We start from the raw sequence: 25,248 nt of genomic DNA on the forward strand, positions 1-25,248 counted from the left end.
TCAGGCCGGCGCGCCGGGCGGCGCGGCCTCGATGCCCGCCGCGCGGAAGATGTGCAGCGTCGCCTCGTCGATGAGGCGCTGGCGCCCCTCGGCGCTGTCCAGCTCGCCAGGCAGGAACAGGTGCACCTGGGCGGCCTGGTCCGCGTAGAACTGCGTGATCGCCCAGATGTGGAACAGGAAGAGCAGCGGGTCCACCGGCGCCATCAGGCCGGCCTGGATCCAGTTGCGGATCACGGAGTCGGCCTGCCACGTGCGGCGGCCGCTGCCGCCCATGAGCGGCAGCGCCACCGGGCCGCCGCGCATCATCTCGGCCGTGAAGATGCGCGAGCGCAGCGGCTCCTCGAAGGAGAACACCATCTTGCGGCGGATGTAGTCGCCCAGCACCTTGCGCGGGCCCAGCGCCTCGTCGCCGTAGCCGAAGACCGCCACCCAGTCGTCCAGGATGTCCTGGATCACCTCGCGGTACAGCGCGTCCTTGGTCTCGATGTAGTAGTGCAGCTGCGCCTTCGAGAGGCCGGCGCGGTCGGCGATGGCCTGCGTCGTCGCGCCCGCCGGGCCCTCGCTGGCGAAGACCTCGATGGCGGCAGCGTGGATCTGCGCCATCACCTGCGCGTACTTGCGCGAGCGGCCGCGCTGCTGCAGCGCCTCGCTGCCCGGCGCAGGCGCGTGCAGTTCCTCGGTCGAGTGACGGTGCGGCTTCGCGTTGGCCATCCGCGGCATTGTCGTCAGATGTGCAGGCTCAACTGGTCGCCCCTGGCGCGCGAGCAGCACAGCGCGACCTTGTGGCGGCGCTCGGTGCCGCTGAGGCAGAAGTCGCGGTGCTCGGCGCCGTCGCCCTCGGCCGGCACCACGCAGGTGCCGCACAGGCCCTGCTGGCACGAGACCGGGATGTCGATGCCCACGTCGTGCAGCGCCTCCACGGCGGTCTGCTCGGCCGCCACCGGCACGCTGATGCCCCGTTGCAGCAGCCGCAGCGTGAAGGGCCGGCCGGTCGAGGCGACCATGCCGTCGGGCGCCGCGAAGTACTCGGCGTGGATGTTGTCCTCGGGCCATTCGCCGGCCGCGCCGCGCACCGCCTGCATGAAGCCCGCCGGTCCGCACATGTACAGGTGCGAGCCGGCGGCGGGTGCGGCCAGCAGCTCGGCCAGGCGGATCTTCTGCGCCGGCGTGCCGCCCTCGTCGAAGTGCAGCCGCACGTGCGGCGCCAGCGACGAGGCGCCCAGCGCACCGGCGAAGGCCAGGTGCTCGGGGCTGCGCGCGAACACGCACAGCGTGAAGCGCTCGCCGCGCGCGGCCAGCGTCTGCGCCATCGCCAGCAGCGGCGTCATGCCGATGCCGCCGGCCAGCAGCATGTGGTGCGCCGCGCCGGGCGCCAGGGCGAAGGTGTTGCGCGGCTCGCCGACCGGCAGCAGGTCGCCTTCGCGCACGCGCTCGTGCATGGAGGCCGAGCCGCCGCGGCCCGCCGGCTCGCGCTTGACGCCGATCAGGTAGCGGTTGTCCGCCACGTGCGGCGCCTGCGCCAGCGAGTACTGGCGCGAGAAGCCGCCGGGCATGTGCACGTCGATGTGGGCGCCGGCCTCGTAGGCGGGGAGTTCCCGGCCCCACGGATGCGCCAGCTCGAAGCCGAGGATCTCGGGCGTCTGGCGCGTGATGCGCGCCACCCGCAGGGTGAGGATGCGCGTCTGGCTCATGCTTGGCTCACTTCTCGTTCTTCTCCATCACTTGCCGCCGGTCAGCTGCCTGCGCACGTCCAGGCCGGTGCCCTTGTTGACGAACCGGGTGGTGTAGGAGGCCTCGGGGTTGATCTGGCCCGCGGTGAACAGGCCGGCCTCCACGGTCTTGGCGTGGAAGTCCTTGATGCGCTGCGGGTCGATCGCGCCGATGCCCTTGGCGAGCGCGTCGCCGCTGTCGATGTGCTCGCGCAGGATCGGGATGGACTTGGCGGTGTACTCGGGCGTGATGTCGGGGTTGGACTCGCGGATCAGCTTGTCGGCCGCCGTGCGGTCGCCGTAGAGGTAGTTGTACCAGCCGATGTTGCTGGCCTCGACGAAGCGCTTCACCAGGTCGGGCTTCTTCTCGACCAGGTCCTTGCGCGTCTCGATGACCATGCCGTAGGTGGACCAGCCCGCGTCTGCCAGCGAGAAGGCCAGCGGCTTGAAGCCGGCCTGCGCCTGCACCGAGATGGGCTCGGAGGTGGCGTAGCCCTGCTGCACCGCCTTCTTGTCGGCCAGGAACTGCGACAGGCTGAAGTTGTACGGCCGCACCTGCTCGTCGCGGAAGCCGTAGGCCTTCTTCATCCACTGGAAGTAGCTGATCTGGCCGTCCTTGGCCATGAGGATGGTGGGTGCTTTGGTCAGGTCGGTGAACTTCTCGTAGCCCTGGCCCGGGTGGGCGATGAGGATCTGCGGGTCTTTCTGGAAGTAGGCCGCCACCACCACGGTGGGCACGCCGGCCTTCAGGTTGTCGAAGGGCAGCAGCATGTTGCCGGACATGAGGAAGTCCACGCGGCCGGCCGGCAGCATGGGCCGGTTGTTCACCTGCGGCCCGCCCTGCTGGATGGTCACGTCCAGGCCGAACTTCTTGTAGGTGCCGTCGGCCAGCGCCTGGTAGAAGCCGCCGTGCCCGGGCTGGGCCCGCCAGTTGGTGGCGAGGGTGACCTTGTTCTGCGCCGCGGCGAGGTGGGCGAGCAGGGACATCCCGAGGCCGAGGCCGAGGCCGAGAAAGAGCTTCTTGCGCATGCTGTGCTACTCCGGTTGACGAATGAGGTGTTGGGTTCAGGCCGGGCGGGCCATCTCCGGCCGCCAGCCGCGCGTCTTGCCGGGATTCATCAGGCCCATCGGGTCGCCGTGCTTCTTGAATTCGATCTGCTGGTCGTCGATCGCCTTCATGCCGCCCTCCTCGATGGTGACCACGTGGGGATTGAAGATCTGGCAGCCGCCCTGCGATTCGATTTCGCGGATCACTTCGTACTGGTGCTCGATGCCCTTCCAGCGGACCAGGATGATGCCAAAAGTCCCGAACTCGCCGCCGGCGCGCGCGAAGTCCTGGTGCTGCAGCACGTCGTCGCCGAAGACGTCGAGGTGCCGCTGCACCACGGCCGGGTCGAAGGGCTGGGCGTAGGCCACCTGCAGGTAGGTCCAGCTCCGGTCCACCTTCAGCGCCTGCAGCGTGGTGTGGTTGTAGGCGCACTCGTAGGCCGGCGGCAGGCCGGCGTCGAGCAGCTCCTGCTCGGTGCCGCAGACCGAGATCTCGCCGCCCATGCGCTGCGCCAGCGCGCGCACCTCGCCGATGGCGTCGGGCGAGACCATGGTGAAGACCGCGTGCCGGTCGGCAGGGAACCTGTCGCCCATGCTGGTGTAATAGGGCGAGAAGCGCGCCTCCACGGTGGAGAGCAGGAACAGGTCCAGCGCGGGCGTGCTGGCGGCGCAGGCGAAGTCCAGCGCGCCGCGGTAGGTCGGGAACAGCACCGTCGTGTGCAGCCATTCCACGTGCGGGTCCAGGGCCACTTCCACGTCGAGGATCACGCCGTTGGTGCCGAAGGCGTGCTGCACCTTCTGGATCTCGTCGCCCGCCAGTTCGATGATGCGCGGCTCCTGCTCGACCGTTATCACGCGCGCGCGCAGCATGTTGCCGGGGTCGCGCAGGATGCCGTTGCGCATCGAGCCGATGCCGCCGAAGCCGCCCGAGATGAAGCCGCCGATGGAGGCCACGTGCCAGGTCGAGGGCCACATGCGCAGGCCCTGGCCGGTCTCGCGCGCCGCCATCTCGATGTCGTACATGCGTGCGCCGGCCTGGGCGCGCACGCGGCCCGGCTGGATGTCGAGCACGCGCGCCAGGCCGCTCACGTCCATCACGATGCCGCCGTTGAGCGGCACGCACTGGCCGTAGTTGCCGGTGCCGCCGGCGCGCACCGTCAGCGGCACCCGGTGGCGCGCGGCCACCTGCGCCACCTGGCGCACGTCCTCCTCGGTGCCCACGCGCACCACGACGTCGGCCACGCAGTCGGCGAGCAGGTCGACCAGCACGGGGCTGTACCAGAAGAAGTCCTTGGAGAGCTGCCGCCGCTGCGGCAGCCGCGTGATCACGTCCAGGCCCTGCAGTTCGGCCTGCACCTGCTGCCAGTCCACGCGGGACAGGTCGTAGGCGAAGCCCGCATGGCCGGTGGGCGGCGCGGCGGGAATGGAGATCGGCATGTCGGTCATCTCGGCTATTGCTCCCTGCGCATCTCGCTCTCGTGCCAGTGCCCCAGCACCATCTTCGAGAGGACGGCGAAGACCAGGAAGATCACCACGCCCAGTGCGGAGACCAGGAACAGCGCGGCGAACATCATCGGGATCTCGGTGCGGAAGCTCGACTCCAGGATGCGCGAGGCCAGGCCCGTCTCGCGGCCCGCCGTGCCGGCGGTGAACTCGGCCACCACCGCGCCGATCAGCGCCAGGCCGCCGGCGATCTTCAGGCCCGCCATGAAGTAGGGCAGGGCGCTGGGCACCAGCAGGTAGCGGAAGCGCTGCCAGGGCGTGGCCTTGTAGAGCTGGAACAGGTCGCGCAGGTTGCTGTCGGCGCTCTTGAGCCCGATCACCGTGTTCGACAGGATGGGGAAGAAGGCCACGATCCAGGCGCACAGCAGCAGCGCCGCCGTGGTGTTGGACACGTAGATCAGGATCAGCGGCGCGATGGCGATGATCGGCGTGACCTGCAGCACCACGGCGATGGGGAAGAAGCCGATCTCCACCCAGCGGAACAGCGCGAAGGCGATGGCCAGCAGCACGCCGCCGACCACGGCCGCCAGCAGCGCCAGCAGGGTCAGCTTGACGGTGAACCACAGGGCCGGCCACAGCGTGGCCCAGTTGTCGAGCAGCGTGCGCCAGATCAGCGACGGCGCGGGAATGATGTAGTGCGGGATCTCGTTGACGCGCACCATCATTTCCCAGCCGACGAGGATGGCAAGGATGATGACGGCCGGGACCGCGACGCGCATGACGGCCTCGCGGCGCTGCGCCTTGCGCTGGTGTGCGTCCAGGTGGGGCTTGCTCACGTTCGCCTCGCTCTCTCAGTGGTCGATGTCCTGGCCGCCCAGCGCGCCGTGCAGCGAGCGCTGCACCGCCATGCAGTGCTGGTTGTAGCGGCTGGAGGTGCGGAACTCCTCGCCGCGCGGGTAGGGCTCCTCGATGCCGAAGGTCTCGACCACGCGGCCCGGCCGGGCGGCCATCACGACGATGCGGCTGGACAGGTACACCGACTCGTAGACGCTGTGCGTGACGAAGACGACCGAGAAGCGGTGCTCGCGCCAGATGGCCAGCAGGTCGTTGTTGAGCTTGATGCGCGTCATCTCGTCGAGCGCGGCAAAGGGCTCGTCCATCAGCAGCAGGCGCGGCTGCGTGACCAGCGCGCGGGCGATGGACACGCGCATCTTCATGCCGCCCGACAGCTCGCGCGGGTACACGTCGGCGAAGCGCGACAGGCCCACCATCTCCAGCACCTGCCGGATCACGGGCGCCGCCGCGTCGCGCTTCACGCCGGCCAGCTTGAGCGGCAGCCAGACGTTGTCGAAGACCTTGGCCCAGGGCATGAGCGTGGGCTCCTGGAACACGAAGCCCAGTTCGCGCTGGCCGTCCGCCGGCGCCGGGCGCTCGGGCCATTCCAGGGCGCCTTCGCTGATGCGCGTGAGGCCCGCGATCAGGCGCAGCGCGGTGCTCTTGCCGCAGCCCGAGGGGCCGAGGAAGCTGATGAACTCGTGGTCGCCGCATTCCAGCGACATGCCCTGCAGGGCGAGGGTGCCGTTCGGGAAGCGCTTGCCGACGTCGCGCATGCTGAACAGCGGCGGCGGCGAGGCGGCGGCGGAGGGCGGCTGGAGGCTTGGCATGGGGATGGGCTGGGCCGTGTGGGTTCGGGGGATCGGGAATCTCAGCGCAGGAGGGCGTGCCATTTCGCGCACTGCCCCGATGCGTCCTCGAAGCGGTGCGGCGCCGCCGCGGCGGGCTCGGACCAGACGGGCGCGATGCGGGACGAGGCGGTGAGCGGCGGCCATGGGCCGCGGCCTTCGCCCTGGACGGGCACGCCGCTGCGGGCGAAGGCGCCCCAGGCCTGCATCATGCGATGCGAGAGAGCGCGGTCGTCCGGGTCCAGCGGATAGCCGGGTGGATAGACCGGCGCGGCGAAGAGCAGGTCCAGTTCGTCGCCGTGCGTCGCGCCCAGGTAGGCCTTGGGATGGTTCCGGCTCACGTGCGCGAACCAGTAGGCGTAGGCCGGGCGCCGGCCGTGCCGGGCCAGTGCGGCGGCGGCCGTGTAGCTGCCGCAGTTCAGGTAGAAGTCGCCCAGCAGCCGGCTCAGCGCGTGCCAGTTGCCCTGCGTGGCGCGCTGCGGGGCGTACCACGAGAGGATGTCCTCCACCTGGCCGGCCGGGTAGAAGGGCGAGAGCGCATCGCGTGCGGCCTTCAGGTAGGCGGCGTCGTCCACCGGCTGGTCGGGCCGCTTCCAGCCCGTGCGGGACATGGCCATGAAGTGGCCTTCCTCGGCATTCAGGCCGATGAGGACGGGCACCTGCCGCTGGAAGCGGCCTTCCTCCAGCAGGGCCAGCGGCTGCGCCTTCAGCCGCACGCCGTCGACGGTGGGCTGGAAGGCATGGCTGTCGGCCAGGGGCGGAAGCAGCTTCTCCGCTGGTACGCGCTTCAGGCACGCGACCATCGTGGCGGCATCGTCCGTCGCGCAGTTCAGCCGCCGCGCCAGCGCGTGGGTGCCGGCGGTGGCCTGCGCCAGCGTGGGCAGCCGCCACTGCCAGGTGGATTGCAGCACCGCGCGCTGGAACAGCCCCTCGGCGGCAGGGTCCAGCAACTGCGCCAGCACGCTGCCGGCGCCGGCGCTCTCGCCGAAGAGCATCACGCGCCGCGGGTCGCCGCCGAACGCATGCACATGGCGCGCCAGCCAGCGCAGCGCGAGCTGCTGGTCCTGCAGGCCGAGGTTGGCGTCGCCGGCGCGGGCGCGGGCCGGGTCCGCCAGGAAGCCGAAGGCGTTGAGGCGGTAGGCCACCGTCACGACGACGGCGCCGCTGCGCGCCGCCAGCTTCTCGACCTTGTTCTCTGAAGCGCGGCCGGTCCAGTAGCGCCCGCCGTGGAGGAAGACCATCACCGGCCGCGGGCCCGCATCGGATGCGGCCTGCGGCACATAGACGTTCAGGTACAGGCAGTCCTCGGACATGCCGACGTCCGCCGGCACCTGGCCCTGCTGCATGCAGGCGGGCTTGAAGCGCGTGGCCTGCAGGGGCTGCGGCCCCCAGGGGCTGGCCGGGCGCGCCTTTTCGAAGCGCAGGTCTGCGACGGGCGGCTGCGCGAAAGGAATGCCCAGGTAGGCCGCCACGCGGCCTTCGTCCATCCAGTTGCCCTGCACCGGGCCCAGCGCCGTGCGGACGATGGGCGCCTGGGGTGCCGGCGAAACGGCCGCAGCGCCGATCGGCAGGAGCCCCCAAGCGAGGGCGAGCACGGCCGCCGCGCCGCGCATCACTTGGCGGCCTTGACGCCCACGCCCTTGTTGACGAAGCGGTCGGTCACCGCCAGGTCGGCGTCGACCTCGCCGGGCTTGTAGATGCCGGCCTTGACCATGCGCGCCGCGAAGTCGCGCACGCGGGGCATGTCGATCGCGCCGATGCCCTTGGTCTTGGCGTCGCCCGAGTCGACGAGGTCCAGCCGGATCATCTGCTCGCGTTCGGCGGCCAGCTTGGCGTCGTTGACGTCGGGGTTGAACTTCTTGATGAGATCGAGGCCGGGCTTCGGATCGCCGTAGAGGAAATTGTTCCAGCCGATGGTGGAGGCGTCCACGAAGCGCTGCACCAGGTCGGGCTTGTTCTTCACCAGCTCGGTACGCGTCTCGATCAGGTTGCCGTAGGTGTTGTAGCCCTGGTCGGCCAGGAGGAACACGTCCACCTCGGTGCCCTGGTCGCGCGCATAGAGCACCTCGGAGGTGGCGAAGGCCTGCTGCACGGACTTCTTGTCGACCATGAAGGGGCCGATGTTGAAGGTGTAGGGCTTGAACTGCTCGTCGCTGAAGCCGTGCTCGGCCTTGAGCCACTGCCAGAAGCCGAACTGGTTGCTCTTGGCGATGAAGACGCTCTTGGCGTTCTTCAGCTCGGCAAAGTTCTTGTACTCGCCCTTGTGGGCGATCAGCGCGGTGGGGTCCTTCTGGAAGTAGGCCGCCACGATCACCGTGGGCACCTTGTTGCGCGTGTTCTCCAGCGCCGTCAGCAGGCCGCCGGTCATCAGGAAGTCGATGCGCCCGGCCGGCAGCATGGCGCGGTTGTTGACCTGCGGGCCGCCCTGCTGGATCTCCACCTCCAGGCCGTACTTCCTGTAGGTGCCGTCGGCCACGGCCTGGAAGAAACCGCCGTGGGTGGCCTGCGCGCGCCAGTTGGTGGCGAAGGTCACCTTGTCCTGTGCCAGCGCCGCGGTCGCGCTGCCGAGGACCAGCGCGCAGGCGGCGAACGACCGGACGCTGCGGGAGAGGCGCGGCAGATTCATCGTGGGCATTCCTTGTCGGGCGTCATGGACGAGCGCCCAGAGAGTTGTGGGGAGGCGGGTCGCGATTCTGGTGAGGTTTGACCATTCGGTCAAATGATCGCTTTCCCCGAGATCCGGGCTTGTCTCAGGCATTGCGCCGTGGCATGGCGTGTTCGTATGATCTGATTTGACCGTTTGGACAAATTCAGATGCGGACCCACGACGCCGATCGGCGGGCACCTGGAGAAAAGAACTTGAGCGCCTACGAGAAACCCGACCTGACCGGCGTGGCCTACGGCCGCCCGGCCGGCCAGCACGACGCCCTGCTCACCGAGGTGGGGCCCGGCACGCCCTGCGGCGAATTCATGCGCCGCTACTGGCACCCCGTCACCCTGTCGGAGCGCGTGACCACCACGCCGGCGCGCATCCGCATCCTGGGCGAGGACCTGATCGTCTTCCGCGACCGCAGCGGCCGCGCCGGCCTGCTGCACAACCGCTGCGCGCACCGCGGCACCGACCTGTTCTACGGCCGCGTGGAGCCCGAGGGCATCCGCTGCTGCTACCACGGCTGGCTGTTCAGCGTGGAAGGCCGCTGCCTGGACCAGCCCTGCGAGAAGGGCGGCGGCGCGAACCGCGAGCGCATCCGCCAGCCGTGGTACCCGGTGCAGGAGCGCTACGGCATCCTCTGGGCCTACATGGGCCCGCCCGATCGCATGCCGCTGCTGCCGCGCTGGGACATCCTCGAGACCATCGAGCCCGGCATGAAGCTGCACGTCTCGCACTCCAGCCTCTACGCCGGCGGCGACGACGACGTGGAGATCGTGCCCTGCAACTGGCTGCAGGAGTGGGAGAACGTGATGGACCCCTTCCACATCCCCGTGCTGCACACCACCTTCAGCGGCGTGCAGTTCGTGCTGGAGATGGGCGTGATGCCCGAGGTGGAATGGGAGTACACCGACGACGGCATCCGCTACACCGCCTACCGCAAGCTCGACGACGGGCGCGAGATGGACCGCATCACGGCGGCGAGCTTCCCCTACGTGCGCATGGTGCCCAACGTGCAGTTGCGCCACGGCGCCGCCGGCGGCATCGGCTTCGTGGTGCCGGTGGACGACACCCACTTCCGCCTGTGCTTCGCGATGAAGATCCCCGAGGACCAGAACGCGCTGCCGCGCAGCCCCAACCTGCGCCCGTGGTCGAAGATGACCGAGGAGGAGCGGCAGCGCTACCCCGGAGACTGGGAGGCGCAGGTGGGCCAGGGGCCCATCACCTTCCACAACGAGGAGCACCTGGCCACCAGCGACAAGGGCGTGGGCATGCTGCGCCGCGCGCTGCGCCAGCAGATCAAGGCGGTGCAGGAGGGCAGGGACCCGGCCGGCGTGAACTTCGACCCCGACAAGGTGCTGATCCGCGTCGAGGCCGGCAACTGGTTCCGCGACCCGCGCTGAAGCAGGCCGGCGGCGAGGGCGATCAGCCCTCGAACAGTGCCAGCAGCCGGTCCAGCCCGCCCTCGTCGATGGCGATCATCGCCTGCTCGCGCACCCGGGGCTTGGCGCGGTAGGCCACCGACAGGCCCGCCTCGCCCATCATCGGCAGATCGTTCGCGCCGTCGCCCACCGCGATCGCCTGCGCCGGGTCGATGCGCAGCAGCGATGCCACCTCCAGCAGCGTGCGTCGCTTCTCGGCGCCGTCGCAGATGTCGCCCCAGCTCTGCGGCACCACGCGGCCGGTGAGCATGCCGCCGTCCTGCTCCAGCAGGTTGGAGCGCACGAAGTCGATGCCCAGCCGTTCGCGCACGCGGTCGGCGAAGAAGGTGAAGCCGCCGGAGACCAGCAGCACCTTCAGCCCCGCCGCCCGGCAGGCGGCCACCAGCTCGGGCGCACCGGGCGTGAGGCGCAGCCGCTGGTCGTACACCTCCTGCAGGGCGCCGGCCGGCACGCCGCGCAGCAGGGCCACGCGCCGCCGCAGGCTTTCCTTGAAGTCCTTGATCTCGCCGCGCATGGTGGCTTCGGTGATGGCGGCGACCTCCGCCTTCTTGCCCACCACGTCGGCGATCTCGTCGATGCACTCGATGGTGATCAGCGTCGAATCCATGTCGAAGGCGATCAGGCGGAAGTCCGACAGCGCCAGCGGCGGCTGGACGCCGCGCAGCACGAGGCCGGGCGCGAATTCGACGGGAGCGGGAAGCGGGGCGGAGGACATCGGCGGAGGCGGAAAGTCGGGAAGGAGTGCGGCCGTCAGGGCCGGCGCAGGTAGAGCGTATCGGACCAGGTGGCCAGCCACTGCGGCGCGAAGGCCACGAAGATGCTGGCCAGCATGCCGGTGACGATGCCGTCGCCCCAGGCCATCAGCCAGTGGGCGACCAGCGCGAGGCCGGGTTCGGTGCCGGGCAGGCGTTCGCCCGCCCACACCTGCAGCGCGCCGGCCAGGAAGACGCAGGCCACGGTGCCCAGGAAGGCGCGGCCCAGCAGGTACACGAAGGGATGCTCGCCCAGCCAGCGCCGCAGCAGCGCGCCCAGGCCCAGCGCCAGCGTGGCCGGCAGCACGCCTTGCCAGAAGGCGATGCCGATCGTTTCGGCGGGGCCGAGCGAGGCGATCAGCCCGGCCAGCGCGGCGGCCGCCAGCAGCACCGGCACCGCCACCGGCCAGCCCAGCAGCAGCACCGCCAGGCAGGCGCCCGACCAGCGCAGTTGCGAGGCCACCGGATGCAGCGCCGGCAGCGCCCACACCCACGGCAGCAGCACCAACACGGCCAGCAGCGGGCCGAGGCGCTCCCCATGCGGCATCAGGCGCCACGGCCGCAGCGCGAGCGCCGCCGCCAGGGCGACGAGAAGGAGGGCGGCTTCGGCGAACATGGCGCGGGCGCGGCGGCTCAGGCGGGCACCGCCTGCGCTTCCACCTTCGGCTGCCCCAGCGAGCGCAGCACGTCGCGCACCATCTGCGCGCGGTCCTTCGGCTCCTTCAGCTCGCGCTCGATGCGCAGCTTCTCGTTGCCGGCCAGCTTGATGTGCCGGTTCTTCTGGATCAGGCCGATGATCGCCATCGGGTCGACCGGCGGGTTGGGCTTGAAGGTGATGTGGATGACGCCCGGCGCCGCGTCGACCTTGACCACGCCGTAGGGCCGCGCCAGCACGCGCAGGCGGTGCACGTCGATCAGCGTCTGCGCCTGGGCGGGGAGCTTGCCGAAGCGGTCGACGATCTCCTCCAGCAGCGCATCGATCTGGTCGGAGGTCTTCGCGGTGGCCAGCTTCTTGTAGAAGGACAGGCGCAGGTGTACGTCGCCGCAGTAGTCGTCGGGCAGCAGGGCGGGGGCGTGCAGGTTGATCTCGGTGGTCACGTTCAGCGGCGAGAGCAGGTCCGGCTCCTTGCCTTCCTTGAGCGACTTCACCGCCTCGGCCAGCATCTCGTTGTACAGCTGGAAGCCGATCTCCATCATGTTGCCGCTCTGGTTCTCGCCCAGCACCTCGCCGGCGCCGCGGATCTCCAGGTCGTGCATCGCCAGGTAGAAGCCGCTGCCCAGCTCCTCCATCTGCTGGATCGCGTCCAGCCGCTGCGCGGCCTGCTTGGTCAGGCCCTCGATGTCGGGGACCATCAGGTAGGCGTACGCCTGGTGGTGGCTGCGGCCGACGCGCCCGCGCAGCTGGTGCAGCTGCGCCAGGCCGAACTTGTCGGCGCGGCTGATGACGATGGTGTTGGCGGTGGGCACATCGATGCCGGTCTCGATGATGGTCGAGCACAGCAGGATGTTGTAGCGCTGCGCCACGAAGTCGCGCATCACGCGCTCCAGCTCGCGCTCGGGCATCTGGCCGTGGGCCACGGCGATGCGCGCCTCGGGCAGGATCTGCTCCAGCTTCTGGCGGCGGTTCTCGATGGTCTCGACCTCGTTGTGCAGGAAGTAGCACTGCCCGCCGCGCTTGAGTTCGCGCAGCACCGCCTCGCGGATGACGCCGGTGCCTTCGTTGCGCACGAAGGTCTTGATCGCCAGCCGGCGCTGCGGCGCGGTGGCGATCACGGAGAGGTCGCGCAGGCCTTCGAGCGCCATGCCCAGCGTGCGCGGGATCGGCGTGGCGGTGAGGGTGAGCACGTCCACCTCGGCGCGCAGCGCCTTCATCGCCTCCTTGTGGCGCACGCCGAAGCGGTGCTCCTCGTCGATGATGAGCAGGCCCAGGTTCTTGAACTTGACCGATCCGGAGAGCAGCTTGTGCGTGCCGACCACGATGTCCACGCTGCCGTCGGCCAGCCCCTTGGCGGCGGCTGCGATCTCCTTGCCGGAGCGGAAGCGGCTCATCTCCGCCACCTTCACCGGCCACTTGGAGAAGCGGTCCACCAGCGTCTGGTGGTGCTGCTCGGCCAGCAGCGTGGTCGGCGCGAGGAAGGCCACCTGCTTGCCGCCCGTCACCGCCACGAAGGCCGCGCGCAGCGCCACCTCGGTCTTGCCAAAGCCGACGTCGCCGCAGACCAGGCGGTCCATCGGGCGAGGCGAGACCATGTCCTGGATGACGGCGTGGATCGCGGCCTTCTGGTCGGCTGTTTCCTCGAAGCCGAAGTCGTTGGCGAAGACCTCGTAGTCGGCCGCCGAGAAGCGGAAGGCGAAGCCCTCGCGCGCGGCGCGGCGGGCGTAGATGTTCAGCAGCTCGGCGGCGGCGTCGCGCACCTGCTCCGCAGCCTTGCGCTTGGCCTTTTCCCACTGGCCGCTGCCCAGCTTGTGCAGCGGCGCCTCGTCGGCGCTCACGCCGGTGTAGCGGCTGACCAGGTGCAGCTGCGACACCGGCACGTACAGCGTCGCCTTGTCCGCGTACTCCAGGTGCAGCATCTCCTGCAGGGCCGGCGTGCCGTCGGCGTTCTTCGAGCCCAGGTCCATGTTGACCAGCCCGCGGTAGCGGCCGATGCCGTGCGCGCTGTGCACGACCGGGTCGCCCACCTTCAGTTCCGACAGGTCCTTGATCAGCGCATCGACGTCGCTGGTCGCCTCCTGCCGCTTGCCGCGCCGGCGCGTGGTGGGGCCGGTGGCGAACAGCTCGGTCTCGGTGACGAAGTCGATGCCGGCCTCGGTCCAGGCGAAGCCGGCCGCGACGGCGGCGGTGGCGATGCCGGCCTTCTCGCCTTCCGCTTCCTCGAACTCCGCCAGCGAGTCGAAGGCCGGCGGGCTCACGCCGCTGGCGCGCAGGAAGTCCAGCAGGCTCTCGCGCCGGCCGTCGCTCTCGGCCAGCACCAGCACGCGGTGCGGCGTGCGGGCGATGTGCTCCTTCAGGCGGGTGAGTGGGTCGTCGGCGCCGCGCGAGACGGCCAGGGGCGGCAGCGATTCGAACTCGGCGTAGGCGGATGTGGATTCCTCCCCCACCGTTCGGGCTGAGCTTGTCGAAGCCGGGCCAGGCGCTTCGACAGGCTCAGCGCGAACGGGGGAGGGGGTGCGGACAGCGAGTTGCGGATGCGCCTTGGACTTGCCGTAGAACTGCTCCGCCGACAGGAACAGCGCCTCCGGCGGCAGCGCAGGCCGCTCCGGGTCGCCCTGCACCAGCCGGTAGCGCTCGCGCGTGTCCTGCCAGAAGTGCTGGAAGGCCGCCTCCAGGTCGCCGTGCAGCACCAGCGTGCTGGCCGCGCCCAGGTAGTCGAACACTGTGGCCGTCTCGTCGAAGAACAGCGGCAGGTAGTACTCGATGCCGGCGGTGGCGACGCCGTTGCCCATGTCCTTGTAGATGCGGCTCTTGGTCGGGTCGCCCTCCAGCAACTCGCGCCAGCGGGCGCGGAAGCGCGCGCGCGCCTCGTCGTCCATCGGGAACTCGCGGCCGGGCAGCAGGCGCACCTCGGGCACCGGGTAGAGGCTGCGCTGCGAGTCGGGGTCGAAGGTGCGGATCGAGTCGATCTCGTCGTCGAACAGGTCGACGCGGAAGGGCTGCGGCGAGCCCATCGGGAACAGGTCGATCAACCCGCCGCGCACCGCGTACTCGCCGGGGCTGACCACCTGCGTGACGTGGCTGTAGCCGGCCAGCGTGAGCTGGGCCTTGAATTTCGCTTCGTCGAGCTTCTGCCCGGTCTTGAACTGGAAGGTGTAGCCGGCCAGGAAGGCCGGCGGCGCCAGGCGGTACAGCGCCGTGGTGGCCGGCACCAGCACCACGTCCACCTCGCGCTGCGAGATGCGCCACAGCGTCGCCAGCCGCTCGCTGATCAGGTCCTGGTGCGGCGAGAAGCTGTCGTAGGGCAGCGTCTCCCAGTCCGGGAAGACGGCGCAGCGCAGGCCGGGCGCGAAGAAGGCGATCTCGTCGAGCAGGCGCTGGGTGTCGGTGGCCTCGGCCGTGAAGAGGGCGACGAGGCGGCCGTGCTGCTGCTCGCGCTCGGCCAGCCGCGCCAGCAGCAGCGCGTCGCCGGAGGCCGGCGGGCGCGGCAGCGTGAAGCGCTTGCCGGGAAGGAGGGTGGGGAGTTGCATCGGTGCGGGAAATGACAAACACCCCGCGCCGTGGGGGCGAGGGGTGTGAGAAGCCCGATTCTAGAATGGCGCCCCTCTTTCCGCAGGGCTTGCCGCCCCGCGCCAACCCTCGCATCCATCCATGTCCGCACCCCGTCTGCATGTGCTCGTTCCGTGTGCCGGCGTGGGTGCGCGCGCCGGCGCGGCCGGGCCCAAGCAGTACGCGCCGCTGGCCGGGCGGCCGATCGTGGCGCACACCGTCGAGGCGTTCCGCGCGCTGGGCCATCGGCTGGCGACGCTGGCGCTGGTGGTGGCGCCGGACGACGCGCTCGTCGAACAGGTGCTGCCGGACTTTCCCCACGCCGGCGAGCGGCTGCTGCGCGTGGGCGGCGCCACCCGCGCTGCCACGGTGGCGAACGGCCTGCGCGCGCTGGCCGCAGCGGGCGCCGGCGCGCAGGACTGGGTGCTGGTCCACGACGCCGCGCGCTGCCTGGTCACGCCGGCGCTGGTCGAGCGGCTGGTGGCCGACTGCGCCGACGACCCGGTGGGCGGCCTGCTGGCGCTGCCGCTGCCCGACACGCTCAAGGCGGCCACACCCGAGGGCCGCGTGGCAGGCACGCTGCCGCGGGCCGGCAAGTGGCTGGCGCAGACGCCCCAGATGTTCCGCCTGGGCACGCTGGCCGAGGCGCTGGCGCAAGCCGGCGACGCCATCACCGACGAGGCCGGCGCCATCGAAGCCGCCGGCCTGGCGCCGCGCCTGGTGCCGGGCAGCGCGCAGAACTTCAAGATCACCTATCCCGAGGACTTCGCCCTGGCCGAGGCCGTGCTTGCCGCGCGCGCCACCACCGCCGGGGCGCGCCGCATCCCATGACCGAATCCGCGCCTGCCGCCCCCTTCTCCATCCGCATCGGCGAGGGCTGGGACGTCCACCAGCTCGCCGAAGGCCGCCGCCTGGTGCTGGGCGGCGTCGAGATCGCGCACGACAAGGGCCTCGTCGGCCATTCCGATGCCGACGTGCTGGCCCATGCGATCACCGACGCGCTGCTCGGCGCCGCGGCGCTCGGCGACATCGGCCGCCATTTCCCCGACACCGACCCGCAGTTCCGCGGCGCCGACTCGATGGTGCTGCTGGCCGAGGCGGCGCGGCGCGTGCGCGCCGCCGGCTGGCAGATCGGCAACGTCGACAGCACCGTCATCGCGCAGGCGCCGAAGCTGGCGCCGCACATCCCGGCCATGTGCGCGCGGCTGGCGCATGTGCTCGACCTCGATGCCGGCCAGGTCAACGTGAAGGCCAAGACGGCCGAGAAGCTCGGCCCGGTGGGCGAGGGCCGCGCGATGGAGGCGCGCGCCGCGGTGCTGCTGCACCGCTGAGGCTCACGCCATCCGGGCCGTCTTGCCTTCGGCCTTCTGCTTCTTCGCCGCCACCGCCTGGCTGGTGGCGGCGCGCTGCAGCCGCATGTGGGCCGCGAAGCCGCGTCCCGGCGTGCTCGTCAGCGCGAAGCTGCCGCCCATGCGCTCGATGTTCTTGGCCACGATCGACAGCCCCAGCCCGGCGCCGGCCGCCGAGGTGCGCGCCGCGTCGCCGCGGAAGAAGGGCTTGGTCAGCTGCACCAGGAGCGACTGCGGCACGCCCGGGCCGTGGTCGCGCACCTTCAGCAGCACCGCGTCGTTGTGCGCCTGGGCCTGGATGTTGATTTGCGCGACCTCGGTGCCGGGGGTCCTGCCGTAGCGACGGGCGTTCTCCACCAGGTTGGAGATCACGCGGATCAGCTCCACCTCGTCGGCCATCACGGCCAGCTCCGGGTCCACCTCGACCTTGATCTCCACGTCGTCGTAGTCCTGCACGCTGAAGATGCTGGCGTCGATCACGTCGCGCAGCAGCACCGGCAGGAACTGCACGTGGTCGGGCCGCGCGTAGTCGAGGAACTTGTCGATGATGGCGTCCAGCTGCGCGATGTCGGCGGCCATGTGGGCGCGCGCGTCCTCGTCGGCCACGCTCATCTCGGTTTCCAGCCGCAGGCGCGCCAACGGCGTGCGCAGGTCGTGCGAGATGCCGGCCAGCATCACGGCGCGGTCCTGCTCGATCTTGGCGAGCTGGTCGGCCATGCGGTTGAAGCCGACGTTGACGTCGCGGATCTCCTTGGTGCGCGCGTGCTCGTCGAGCCGGTGCGCCTCGTACTCGCCCTCGCGCACCTGCGTGGTGGCGCGCGACAGCTGCTTGAGCGGCCGGTTGATGAAGCGCGTGATCAGCGCCGAGCCGGCCAGCGACAGCGCCACGGCCGTGATCAGCCAGGTCAGCCAGGTGCGGCCGCCCACGCGCGAAAAGCGCGCTGGGTCCAGCAGCAGCCAGTAGTTGTCGGAGTCGATCGCGAAGCCGATCCACAGGCCCGGCTCGTCGTTGACGCGGCTGGCGATCACCGTGCCTTCGCCCAGGCGGTCCACCAGCTCCTCCGTCGCGCGGCGGTCCAGCGTGCCCTGGGTGTAGGCCTCGAAGCGGTCGTGCGGCTCGCGCGGCAGGATGCGCACGCCCTCCTGGTCGGCCAGCGTCTTGATCAGCGAGACGCGGGTGATGGCGTCCGAATAGACCAGCGCCGCGCGCGTGAGGTTGACCAGCGAGGCGATCTGGTGCGCCGTCTGCACGGAGCGCGGCTCGTCCTCCAGCGAACGGAAGGTCTGCAGCCACACGAAGATGCAGCCCATCAGCAGCAGCGCCAGCAGGAAGAAGGTGCGCCAGAACAGGCTGAAGCCCAGCCGCAGGCGCCGGCGGCGGCCGCGGTGCGGCCGCATCTCCAGCGGCGTGGGCAGGGTGACCGACGCCGTGTCCTCAGCCAGCGGGCTGGGCTGCGTCGTATCAGGGCCGGCGACGGCCGACACGATGCGTCACGCCGTGCCGTCCGGCACGAACACGTAGCCGACACCCCACACCGTCTGGATGTAGCGCGGCGCGGCGGCGTCGGACTCGATCAGCTTGCGCAGACGCGAGATCTGCACATCCAGGCTGCGGTCGAAGGGCTCGAACTCGCGGCCGCGCGCCAGTTGCGCCAGCTTCTCGCGCGACAGCGGCTGGCGCGGGTGGCGCACCAGCGCCTTGAGCATGGCGAACTCGCCGGTGGTCAGCGAGAGCTCCTCGCCGTCCTTCTTGAGCGTGCGCGAACCCAGGTCGAACTCGAAGGGGCCGAAGCTGACCATCTCGTTTTCGGTCGAGGGGGCGCCGGGCGCCTCCTGCGGTGGGCGGCGGCGCAGCACCGCATGCACGCGCGCCAGCAGCTCGCGCGGGTTGAAGGGCTTGCCCAGGTAGTCGTCGGCGCCGACCTCCAGGCCGACGATGCGGTCCACGTCCTCGCCCTTGGCGGTGAGCATGATGATCGGGGTGCGGTCGTTGGCGGCGCGCAGGCGGCGGCACACCGACAGGCCGTCCTCGCCGGGCATCATCAGGTCGAGCACGATCAGGTCCACCGTGTCGCGCAGCAGGATGCGGTTGAGCGCCTTGCCGTCTTCCGCCACGATGACCTCGAAGCCTTCCTGGGTCAGGTAGCGGCGCAGCAGGTCGCGGATGCGGGCGTCGTCATCGACGATGACGATCTTGTCGGTTCGGGCGGGTGCTTGAGTCATTGGAGCAACAGTTCCGAGAGATGAATTTGTAACAGCGGCGATTCTGAAGGCGTTCTTCTGACGTCTGCCGCGAAATCGGTGTTGTCTGACACTAAGTTACAAAACTTGCGCACGCTCGCGCCCGCCTTGCCGAAGCGACACGTTGGGGTGGCACAGTGTCAGGCTTTTCAATGGATGCCTGAGCCGATGCCCCGTTCCGTCATTCTGCGTCTGCTGTGCCTTGCCGCCGTCGCCGCGCCCCTGGCAGCGGGTGCGCAATGGCTGCGTGCGGGCCAGCCCGACCGCCTGGACGTGCGGCGCGCCGTGGCCGACCACCGCGACGAGCAGCGCGAGCAGATCCGCGCCGACGAGGCCATGGCCGGGCGCCGGCTGACGGCGGCCGAGAGGGCGCAGTTGCGCGAGCAACTGCGCAGCGAATGGGCGGCCCGCAACGAGGCGACGCAGACGGCCGAGTCCGGCCCGGCGGTATCGTCCGGCGGCAGCGGACAGCCGGCCGGCAGCGGCTGGCGCGTCTTCTGGCCCTGGGCGTCCAACTCGCGGCAGTGAGCCGGCGCGGCGCCGGGCCGCGCCGTTCCCTTCCCGTATCCAGCCATCCACACCCACTTCAGGGAGAGCCTGTCTTGAATTTGAATGCCATGAAGCTGATCGCGGTCTGCGCCGCGCTGGCTGCCGCCGGTGCGGCGGCCGCCCAGAACGTCCCGTGGACCCCGCCGCAGAACGTGCTGCAGCTGTCCGCCAGCGGCACGGTCGAGGTCCAGCAGGACCTGCTGAACATGACGCTCGGCACCACGCGCGACGGCGCGGACGCGGCGACCGTGCAGTCCCAGGTGCGCAGCGCGCTCGACGCGGCGCTGGCGCAGGCCAAGAAGGAAGCCCAGCCGGGCCAGCTCGACGTACGCACCGGCAACTTCAGCCTCAGCCCCCGCTACAGCCGGGAGGGCAAGATCAGCGGCTGGCAGGGCAGCGCCCAGTTGATCCTCGAAGGGCGTGACTTCGCCCGCATCACGCGCACCGCCTCGCGCATCGACACCCTGACCGTGAGCCACGTGGGCTTCGCCCTCAGCCGCGAGCAGCGCCAGAAGTCGGAGGCCGAGGCGCAGCAGCTGGCCATCGAGAACTTCCGGCGCAAGGCCGACGAGCTGGCCCGCGGCTTCGGCTTCTCGGGCTATTCGCTGCGCGAGGTGTCGGTCAATTCCAGCCACGGCGGGCCGGTGCAGCCGCGCGTGATGGCTGCGGCCGCCAAGTCCTTCTCGTCCGACGCGCCGGTGCCGGTGGAAGCCGGCACGACGGCGGTGACCATCGACGTCTCGGGCTCGGTGCAGCTCAAGTAGAGGAAGCTGCCGGCCCGGCCTTCACTGGGCCGTCCAGCCGCCGTCCACCTGCCAGGCCACGCCGCGCACCTGGTCGGCGGCAGGCGAGCACAGGAACACCGCCAGGCCGCCGAGCTGTTCCACCGTGGTGAACTGCAGCGAAGGTTGCTTCTCGCCGAGCAGTTCGCGCTGCGCCTGCTCGACCGGAATGCCTTCGCGCGCCGCGCGGTCGTCGATCTGCTTCTGCACCAGCGGCGTCAGCACCCAGCCGGGGCAGATGGCGTTGCAGGTCACGCCGGTGGCGGCCGTTTCCAGTGCCACCGCCTTGGTCAGGCCCACGATGCCGTGCTTGGCCGCCACGTAGGCCGACTTCTGCGCCGAGGCGACCAGGCCGTGGGCCGAGGCGATGTTGATCACGCGGCCCCAGTTGGCCTCGCGCATGGCGGGAACGGCCAGGCGCGTGGTGTGAAAGGCGCTGGAGAGGTTGATGGCGATGATGGCGTCCCACTTCTCGGGCGGAAAGTCCTCCACCTTCGCCACGTGCTGGATGCCGGCGTTGTTGACCAGCACATCCACGCGGCCGAACTTGGCGGCCGCGAACTTCATCATGTCCTCGATCTCCGAAGGCTTGCTCATGTCGGCGCCGTGGTACTCGGCGCGCACGCCCAGCTTCTCGATCTCGGCCCTCGGCGCGGCCGAGTCGCCGAAGCCGTTGAGGACGATGTGGGCGCCCTGCTGCGCCAGGGCCTTGGCGATGCCGAGTCCGATGCCGCTGGTGGAGCCGGTGACGAGGGCGGTTTTGCCTTTGAGCATGATGCGAGAACTCCGGATCAATTACGATGAACCGGCCCATTATCCGCAGCAAGACGGACCCTTCGAATGACTGAACCCAGGCTCGATTTCGTGAACTGCCCCGACGGGCAGGGCGGTCATCGCATGGCGTACTGGCAATGGAACAGCAGCCCGGGCGATCCCGCCGCGGCGCACGTCGTCGTGTGCATGCACGGCCTGACGCGCCAGGGCCGCGACTTCGACACGCTGGCGCGCGTGCTGCTGGCGCAGGTGCACGGGCCGCTGCGCGTCGTCTGCCCGGACATCGTCGGCCGCGGCCGCAGCGACTGGCTGCGCGATCCGCAGGGCTACCAGGTGCCGCAGTACGCCGGCGACGTGCTGGCGCTGCTCGCGGCGCTGCAGGCCGAGGCCCCGATCGGTGCACTCGACGTCGTGGGCACCAGCATGGGCGGGCTGATCGGCATGGTGCTGGCGGGCGCGAAGGACCTGCCGCTGCCGGCGCCGGTGCGCCGGCTCGTGCTCAACGACGTGGGGCCGGCGATCGAGGCCGCCGCCATCGCGCGCATCGCCTCGTATGTCGGCCGCGGCGGACGCTACCCGGACGTGCAGGCCGCGGCCGATGCGCTGTGGTCGATTTCCACCGGCTTCGGTCCCCACACGCCCGAGCAGTGGCTGGCGCTGACGCGGCCGATGGTCGTGCCGGCGGGCGAGCGCAGCGCCGACGGCCGGCGCAAGCAGGCGCCTGGCACAGGCGAGGGCGGCGACGGCGTGGTGCTGCACTACGACCCGGCCCTCGCCGAGCCGATCCGCGCGCTCACGCCCGAGATCGCCGCGCAGGCCGAGCAGGCCGCGTGGGCCCTGTACGACGCCATCCACGTGCCCACGCTGCTGCTGCGCGGCGCGCAGTCCGATCTGCTCTCGCCGGCCACCGCGCAGGCCATGACGCAGCGCGGCCCGCGCGCGCGGCTGGTCGAGTTCGCCGGGGTCGGCCATGCGCCGACGCTGATCGATCCGGCACAGAGCGGGGCCGTCGCGTCCTTCCTGCTGGACCGATGAGGGCGACGTGCGCTCGATGACCGAGACGACCACCCGGCCGGCGCCGGCCGAGCACGCGCTGTCCGCCGCCACCGCGCAGGGGCAGCCGGCGATCGCGAACATGCTGGAGCGGGCGCGCGCCTTCGCCGCGCCGCTGATCGAGGGCGAGTTCCTCGACACCGGCGAGAACACCTTGGCCCATGCCGACGCGGTGGCGGCCATCGTCGCGTCCATGGGCGGCTCCGAAGCCATGCAGGCGGCGACCTACCTGGTCTATTCCTGCCAGCACCTGAACCGGCCGCAGGAAGTCATCGCCAAGGTCTTCGGCGACAACTTCGCCGCGCTGGCGGTGGAGACCACCAAGCTGGTGCAGGTGCAGAAGCAGACCCGTTCGGTCGTCACCGCCCACCAGGACGCCGGCGCGCAGACGGAGAACGTGCGCAAGATGCTGCTCGCCTTCTCGCGCGACCTGCGGGTGGTGATGCTGCGCCTGGCCTCGCGCCTGCAGACGCTGCGGCATGCGGCGGCCTCCAGGACGCCGGTGCCCGAGAGCCTGGCGCGCGAGTCGCTGCAGGTCTTCGCGCCGCTGGCCAACCGGCTGGGCATCTGGCAGGTGAAGTGGGAGATCGAGGACCTGTCCTTCCGCTTCCTGGAGCCCGAGACCTACAAGCTCATCGCGCGCCTCCTGGACGAGAAGCGCGTGGAGCGCGAGGGCTACGTGGCGCAGCTGCGCGAGCGCCTGGAGCGCGAACTGGCGGCGCAGGGCATCACCGCCACCGTGCAGGGACGGCCGAAGAACATCTACAGCATCGTCAAGAAGATGCGCGGCAAGTCGCTGGACTTCGGCCAGGTGTTCGACATCCTGGCGCTGCGTGTCATCGTGACCGACGTGAAGGACTGCTACGCGGTGCTGGCCTGGGTGCATTCGCACTTCCAGCCCATCGTCGAGGAGTTCGACGACTACATCGCCCGGCCCAAGGCCAACGGCTACCAGTCGCTGCACACGGTGGTGCGCGAGGTGGCGAACGGGCAGGCCGGCAAGCCCATCGAGATCCAGATCCGCACGGAGCAGATGCACGAGCACGCCGAGCACGGCGTGGCCGCGCACTGGGCCTACAAGGAGGCCGGACCGCGCGGCTACGCCGGGGTGTGGGCCGGCGGCGAGTACGACGCCAAGATCGCCGTGCTGCGCCAGCTGCTGGCCTGGGAACGCGACCTCGCCGGCGGCGACCAGGGCAAGGGGCTGTTCGACGACCGCATCTACGTGCTCACGCCCGATGCCGCCATCGTCGAGCTGCCGCAGGGCGCCACGCCGGTGGACTTCGCATACACCGTCCACACGCAACTGGGCCACCGCTGCCGCGGCGCGCGGGTCGACGGCGCGATGGTGCCGCTGAACACGCCGCTGCAGAACGGGCAGACGGTGGAGGTCATCGCGGCCAAGGAGGGCGGCCCCTCGCGCGACTGGCTCAACCCGGACCTGGCCTACCTGGCCAGCCAGCGCGCACGCGCCAAGGTGCGGGCCTGGTTCAACGCGCAGGCGACGCAGGAGACCGTCGCCCGCGGCCGCGAGGCGGTGGAGCGGCTGCTGCAGCGGGAAGGCAGGACGGCGCTCAAGCTGGACGACCTGGCCTCGCAACTGGGCTTCCGCTCGGCCGACCAGCTGTTCGAGGTGGTGGGCAAGGACGAGTTCTCCCTGCGCAACATCGAGAACCTGCTGCGCCCGCAGGAGGCCGCGCCGCCGGCCGACGACGTGCCCCTGGTGCGCAAGCCGCGCGGCAGCGAGCAGGGCAGCAAGGGCGGCGTGCTGGTGGTCGGCGTCTCGTCGCTGATGACGCAACTGGCCAAGTGCTGCCGGCCCGCGCCGCCGGACGCGATCCGCGGCTTCGTCACGCGCGGCCATGGCGTGAGCGTGCACCGTGCCGACTGCAGCACCTTCCGGCACATGGCCAACCGCAACCGCGAGCGCGTGATCGAGGTGGAGTGGGGCAAGCCCAAGGCCGGCGCCGGCGACTCGGTCTATGCCGTCGACGTGGCGGTCGAGGCGGCCGACCGGCAGGGGCTGCTGCGCGACATCTCGGACGTCTTCGCCCGCGAGAAGATGAACGTCATCGGCGTGCAGACGCAGTCGGTGCGCGGCACGGCATGGATGACCTTCACCATCGAGATCACCGACACGAGCCGCCTGGCGCAGGTGCTGGGCGTCGTGGCGAACGTGCCGGGCGTGCGTTGGGCGCGCCGGCGCTGAGCAGAAACGGAAAGAGAGGGGCGCGGCCCGAAGAAGGCCGCGTTCTTCCTGCTACAATCTCACTTCTCGAACACCCTTAGGCGCGTAGCTCAGCTGGTTAGAGCACCACCTTGACATGGTGGGGGTCGTTGGTTCGAGTCCAATCGCGCCTACCAATTTCCTTTCTCTCCTTGCCTCCAGAGGCCTCCCTTGCGGGAGGCAGGCTCCGGGCCCTCGTGCGCGGCGCATGTCTGGAGGCGGCCCCTGGCTTGTGGTACCTTGACGCCGGCATGCGCATGCCGCCTGATCCGTACTTTTTCCAGCCCATGACCTCCATCGACGCCCCGCAGCTCCAGGCCGTGGAATCGCGCCTGGCAGCGCTCATGCGCCAGGCGCCGCTGGAGTTCGCGCGGGCGGTCTACGGCATGAACGACCGCGCCGCAGGCCGCGTCGACACCATGGCGGCCGAGGACGTGCTGCGCGCGGAGAGCCACGGCGCCGCCGTGACGCGCGAGCGCGCCGAGCAGCGGGCGCGCGCCTACCTGCCGGTGGCCGGCCAGGAGCACTGCCCGCGCTGCTGGGTGTTCGGCGGCTTTAAGCACCTGCTGAGCTTCCACCGCGCCGGCGACGGCATCACCGAAACGGGCCGGTGCCGCAGCTGCGGCGCGGAGTACGCCACCACCCCCTGAGGCGGGCCGGGCCGGTCAGGGTAAACCTTGGCGCGGTGCAGCAATACCGCTTCCTAGAATGATCCGGACCGCCCCACCAGCGGGCGCCGCAAGGAGTGAGCAGTGCAGAGCAAGAAGGGCGCTTCCAAGTCGCCGCAGCGCGTCATCAAGAAGTACCCCAACCGCAGGCTCTACGACACCGACACCTCGGCGTACATCACGCTGGCCGAGGTCAAGCAACTGGTGATGGAGAACGCGCCCTTCGTGGTGCGCGACGCGAAGACCGGCGACGACCTCACGCGCAGCATCCTGCTGCAGATCATCCTGGAGGAAGAGGCGGGCGGCGCGCCGATGTTCACCGAGCAGGTGCTGGCCAGCATCATCCGCTTCTACGGCCACGCGATGCAGGGCTTCATGGCGCCGTACCTGGAGAAGAACATCCAGGCCATGACCGAGGTGCAGGCCCAACTGGCCGAGAAGGCGCAGAGCCTCACGCCCGAGATGTGGGCCCGCTTCATGTCGATGCAGTCGCCCATGCTGCAGGGGCTGATGGGCAGCTACGTCGAGCAGTCCAAGAACGTCTTCCTGCAGATGCAGGAGCAGATGCAGAAGAACACCGAGCAGGTCCTCGGCGCCTTCGGCATCAAGCGGCCCTGAACACCCCGCGCGGGCGGGGCGCCATCGGGCCGGGGCGCCCCGGAACTGGGACAATAGC

Annotated in this window: 23 protein-coding genes and 1 tRNA gene; 10 read left to right on the forward strand and 14 right to left on the reverse strand. The window is 70.5% G+C overall.

The window, feature by feature from the left end:
- The 8 genes from ACIY1X_RS02015 to ACIY1X_RS02050 form a co-directional block, all read right to left on the reverse strand.
- Complete coding sequence (locus ACIY1X_RS02015) at positions 1-711, reverse strand: TetR family transcriptional regulator C-terminal domain-containing protein (RefSeq protein WP_399677611.1); 711 nt, start codon at positions 709-711, stop codon at positions 1-3.
- Between the two features lie 14 nt (positions 712-725).
- Positions 726-1,691, reverse strand: coding sequence for a PDR/VanB family oxidoreductase (locus ACIY1X_RS02020; RefSeq protein WP_399677613.1), 966 nt, complete (start codon positions 1,689-1,691; stop codon positions 726-728).
- Between the two features lie 27 nt (positions 1,692-1,718).
- Positions 1,719-2,738 (reverse strand): ABC transporter substrate-binding protein, encoded by a 1,020-nt coding sequence (locus ACIY1X_RS02025; RefSeq protein ID WP_399677615.1) that lies wholly within the window; start codon positions 2,736-2,738, stop codon positions 1,719-1,721.
- 36 nt (positions 2,739-2,774) lie between these two features.
- Entirely contained in the window at positions 2,775-4,193 is a 1,419-nt protein-coding gene (locus tag ACIY1X_RS02030) for an FAD-binding oxidoreductase (protein WP_399677689.1), read from the reverse strand.
- Between the two features lie 14 nt (positions 4,194-4,207).
- Positions 4,208-4,978, reverse strand: coding sequence for an ABC transporter permease (locus ACIY1X_RS02035; RefSeq protein ID WP_084217149.1), 771 nt, complete (start codon positions 4,976-4,978; stop codon positions 4,208-4,210).
- Between the two features lie 72 nt (positions 4,979-5,050).
- Positions 5,051-5,863 carry an ABC transporter ATP-binding protein gene (locus tag ACIY1X_RS02040; RefSeq protein ID WP_038210432.1) on the reverse strand — a complete coding sequence of 271 codons (813 nt, stop codon included), beginning with the start codon at positions 5,861-5,863 and terminating at the stop codon, positions 5,051-5,053.
- Between the two features lie 41 nt (positions 5,864-5,904).
- Positions 5,905-7,476, reverse strand: coding sequence for a carboxylesterase family protein (locus ACIY1X_RS02045; RefSeq protein WP_399677617.1), 1,572 nt, complete (start codon positions 7,474-7,476; stop codon positions 5,905-5,907).
- A gap of 17 nt (positions 7,477-7,493) precedes the next feature.
- Positions 7,494-8,507, reverse strand: coding sequence for an ABC transporter substrate-binding protein (locus ACIY1X_RS02050; RefSeq protein ID WP_399677619.1), 1,014 nt, complete (start codon positions 8,505-8,507; stop codon positions 7,494-7,496).
- Between the two features lie 233 nt (positions 8,508-8,740).
- On the opposite strand from ACIY1X_RS02050, the gene ACIY1X_RS02055 reads away from it, so the two are divergent.
- Entirely contained in the window at positions 8,741-9,934 is a 1,194-nt protein-coding gene (locus ACIY1X_RS02055; RefSeq protein ID WP_399677621.1) for a Rieske 2Fe-2S domain-containing protein, read from the forward strand.
- 22 nt (positions 9,935-9,956) lie between these two features.
- Here ACIY1X_RS02055 and serB read toward each other — a convergent pair whose 3' ends face one another.
- The 3 genes from serB to mfd are packed head-to-tail and all read right to left on the reverse strand — an operon-like array spanning position 9,957 to position 14,910.
- Positions 9,957-10,688: a phosphoserine phosphatase SerB gene (gene serB / locus ACIY1X_RS02060; protein ID WP_399677622.1), complete on the reverse strand. Its 732-nt coding sequence runs from the start codon at positions 10,686-10,688 to the stop codon at positions 9,957-9,959.
- A 35-nt stretch (positions 10,689-10,723) separates the two neighbouring features.
- Positions 10,724-11,341, reverse strand: coding sequence for a hypothetical protein (locus ACIY1X_RS02065; protein ID WP_399677624.1), 618 nt, complete (start codon positions 11,339-11,341; stop codon positions 10,724-10,726).
- Between the two features lie 17 nt (positions 11,342-11,358).
- On the reverse strand, positions 11,359-14,910 hold the full coding sequence (gene mfd, locus ACIY1X_RS02070; protein ID WP_399677626.1) for a transcription-repair coupling factor: 3,552 nt from the start codon (positions 14,908-14,910) through the stop codon (positions 11,359-11,361).
- A gap of 121 nt (positions 14,911-15,031) precedes the next feature.
- Here mfd and ispD point away from each other — a divergent pair, with 121 nt between their 5' ends.
- Together ispD and ispF are read left to right on the forward strand one after the other, a co-directional pair.
- Complete coding sequence (gene ispD / locus ACIY1X_RS02075) at positions 15,032-15,760, forward strand: 2-C-methyl-D-erythritol 4-phosphate cytidylyltransferase (RefSeq protein WP_399677628.1); 729 nt, start codon at positions 15,032-15,034, stop codon at positions 15,758-15,760.
- Positions 15,757-16,260: a 2-C-methyl-D-erythritol 2,4-cyclodiphosphate synthase gene (gene ispF / locus ACIY1X_RS02080; protein ID WP_399677629.1), complete on the forward strand. Its 504-nt coding sequence runs from the start codon at positions 15,757-15,759 to the stop codon at positions 16,258-16,260. Before ispD ends, ispF begins: the two co-directional genes overlap by 4 nt.
- Positions 16,261-16,263: 3 nt before the next feature.
- Here ispF and ACIY1X_RS02085 read toward each other — a convergent pair whose 3' ends face one another.
- Together ACIY1X_RS02085 and ompR are read right to left on the reverse strand one after the other, a co-directional pair.
- Positions 16,264-17,676 carry an ATP-binding protein gene (locus ACIY1X_RS02085; protein WP_399677691.1) on the reverse strand — a complete coding sequence of 471 codons (1,413 nt, stop codon included), beginning with the start codon at positions 17,674-17,676 and terminating at the stop codon, positions 16,264-16,266.
- 93 nt (positions 17,677-17,769) lie between these two features.
- Positions 17,770-18,501 (reverse strand): two-component system response regulator OmpR, encoded by a 732-nt coding sequence (gene ompR, locus ACIY1X_RS02090; RefSeq protein ID WP_038210410.1) that lies wholly within the window; start codon positions 18,499-18,501, stop codon positions 17,770-17,772.
- A gap of 186 nt (positions 18,502-18,687) precedes the next feature.
- Here ompR and ACIY1X_RS02095 point away from each other — a divergent pair, with 186 nt between their 5' ends.
- Positions 18,688-19,047 (forward strand): hypothetical protein, encoded by a 360-nt coding sequence (locus tag ACIY1X_RS02095; RefSeq protein WP_399677632.1) that lies wholly within the window; start codon positions 18,688-18,690, stop codon positions 19,045-19,047.
- An 89-nt stretch (positions 19,048-19,136) separates the two neighbouring features.
- Positions 19,137-19,832, forward strand: a complete 696-nt coding sequence (locus ACIY1X_RS02100; protein WP_038210408.1) for an SIMPL domain-containing protein — start codon at positions 19,137-19,139, stop codon at positions 19,830-19,832.
- Positions 19,833-19,853: 21 nt separating this feature from the next.
- Here ACIY1X_RS02100 and ACIY1X_RS02105 read toward each other — a convergent pair whose 3' ends face one another.
- Complete coding sequence (locus tag ACIY1X_RS02105) at positions 19,854-20,624, reverse strand: 3-hydroxybutyrate dehydrogenase (RefSeq protein ID WP_399677634.1); 771 nt, start codon at positions 20,622-20,624, stop codon at positions 19,854-19,856.
- 66 nt (positions 20,625-20,690) lie between these two features.
- Between ACIY1X_RS02105 and ACIY1X_RS02110 the strand changes: the two genes are divergently transcribed.
- The 5 genes from ACIY1X_RS02110 (at position 20,691) to phaR (ending at position 25,190) form a co-directional block, all read left to right on the forward strand.
- Positions 20,691-21,659, forward strand: a complete 969-nt coding sequence (locus tag ACIY1X_RS02110; protein ID WP_399677635.1) for an alpha/beta fold hydrolase — start codon at positions 20,691-20,693, stop codon at positions 21,657-21,659.
- 16 nt (positions 21,660-21,675) lie between these two features.
- Positions 21,676-23,886 carry a RelA/SpoT family protein gene (locus ACIY1X_RS02115; RefSeq protein ID WP_399677637.1) on the forward strand — a complete coding sequence of 737 codons (2,211 nt, stop codon included), beginning with the start codon at positions 21,676-21,678 and terminating at the stop codon, positions 23,884-23,886.
- A gap of 78 nt (positions 23,887-23,964) precedes the next feature.
- Positions 23,965-24,041: transfer RNA gene (locus tag ACIY1X_RS02120), tRNA-Val, on the forward strand.
- Between the two features lie 150 nt (positions 24,042-24,191).
- A complete protein-coding gene (locus tag ACIY1X_RS02125) occupies positions 24,192-24,554 on the forward strand; it encodes a hypothetical protein (RefSeq protein WP_399677638.1) in 363 nt (120 codons plus the stop codon).
- A gap of 102 nt (positions 24,555-24,656) precedes the next feature.
- Positions 24,657-25,190: a polyhydroxyalkanoate synthesis repressor PhaR gene (gene phaR / locus ACIY1X_RS02130; RefSeq protein WP_038210399.1), complete on the forward strand. Its 534-nt coding sequence runs from the start codon at positions 24,657-24,659 to the stop codon at positions 25,188-25,190.
- The last annotated feature ends 58 nt before the right edge of the window (positions 25,191-25,248 follow it).

Source organism: Xenophilus sp. (assembly GCF_044462705.1).
Lineage (GTDB): Bacteria > Pseudomonadota > Gammaproteobacteria > Burkholderiales > Burkholderiaceae_C > Xenophilus > Xenophilus azovorans.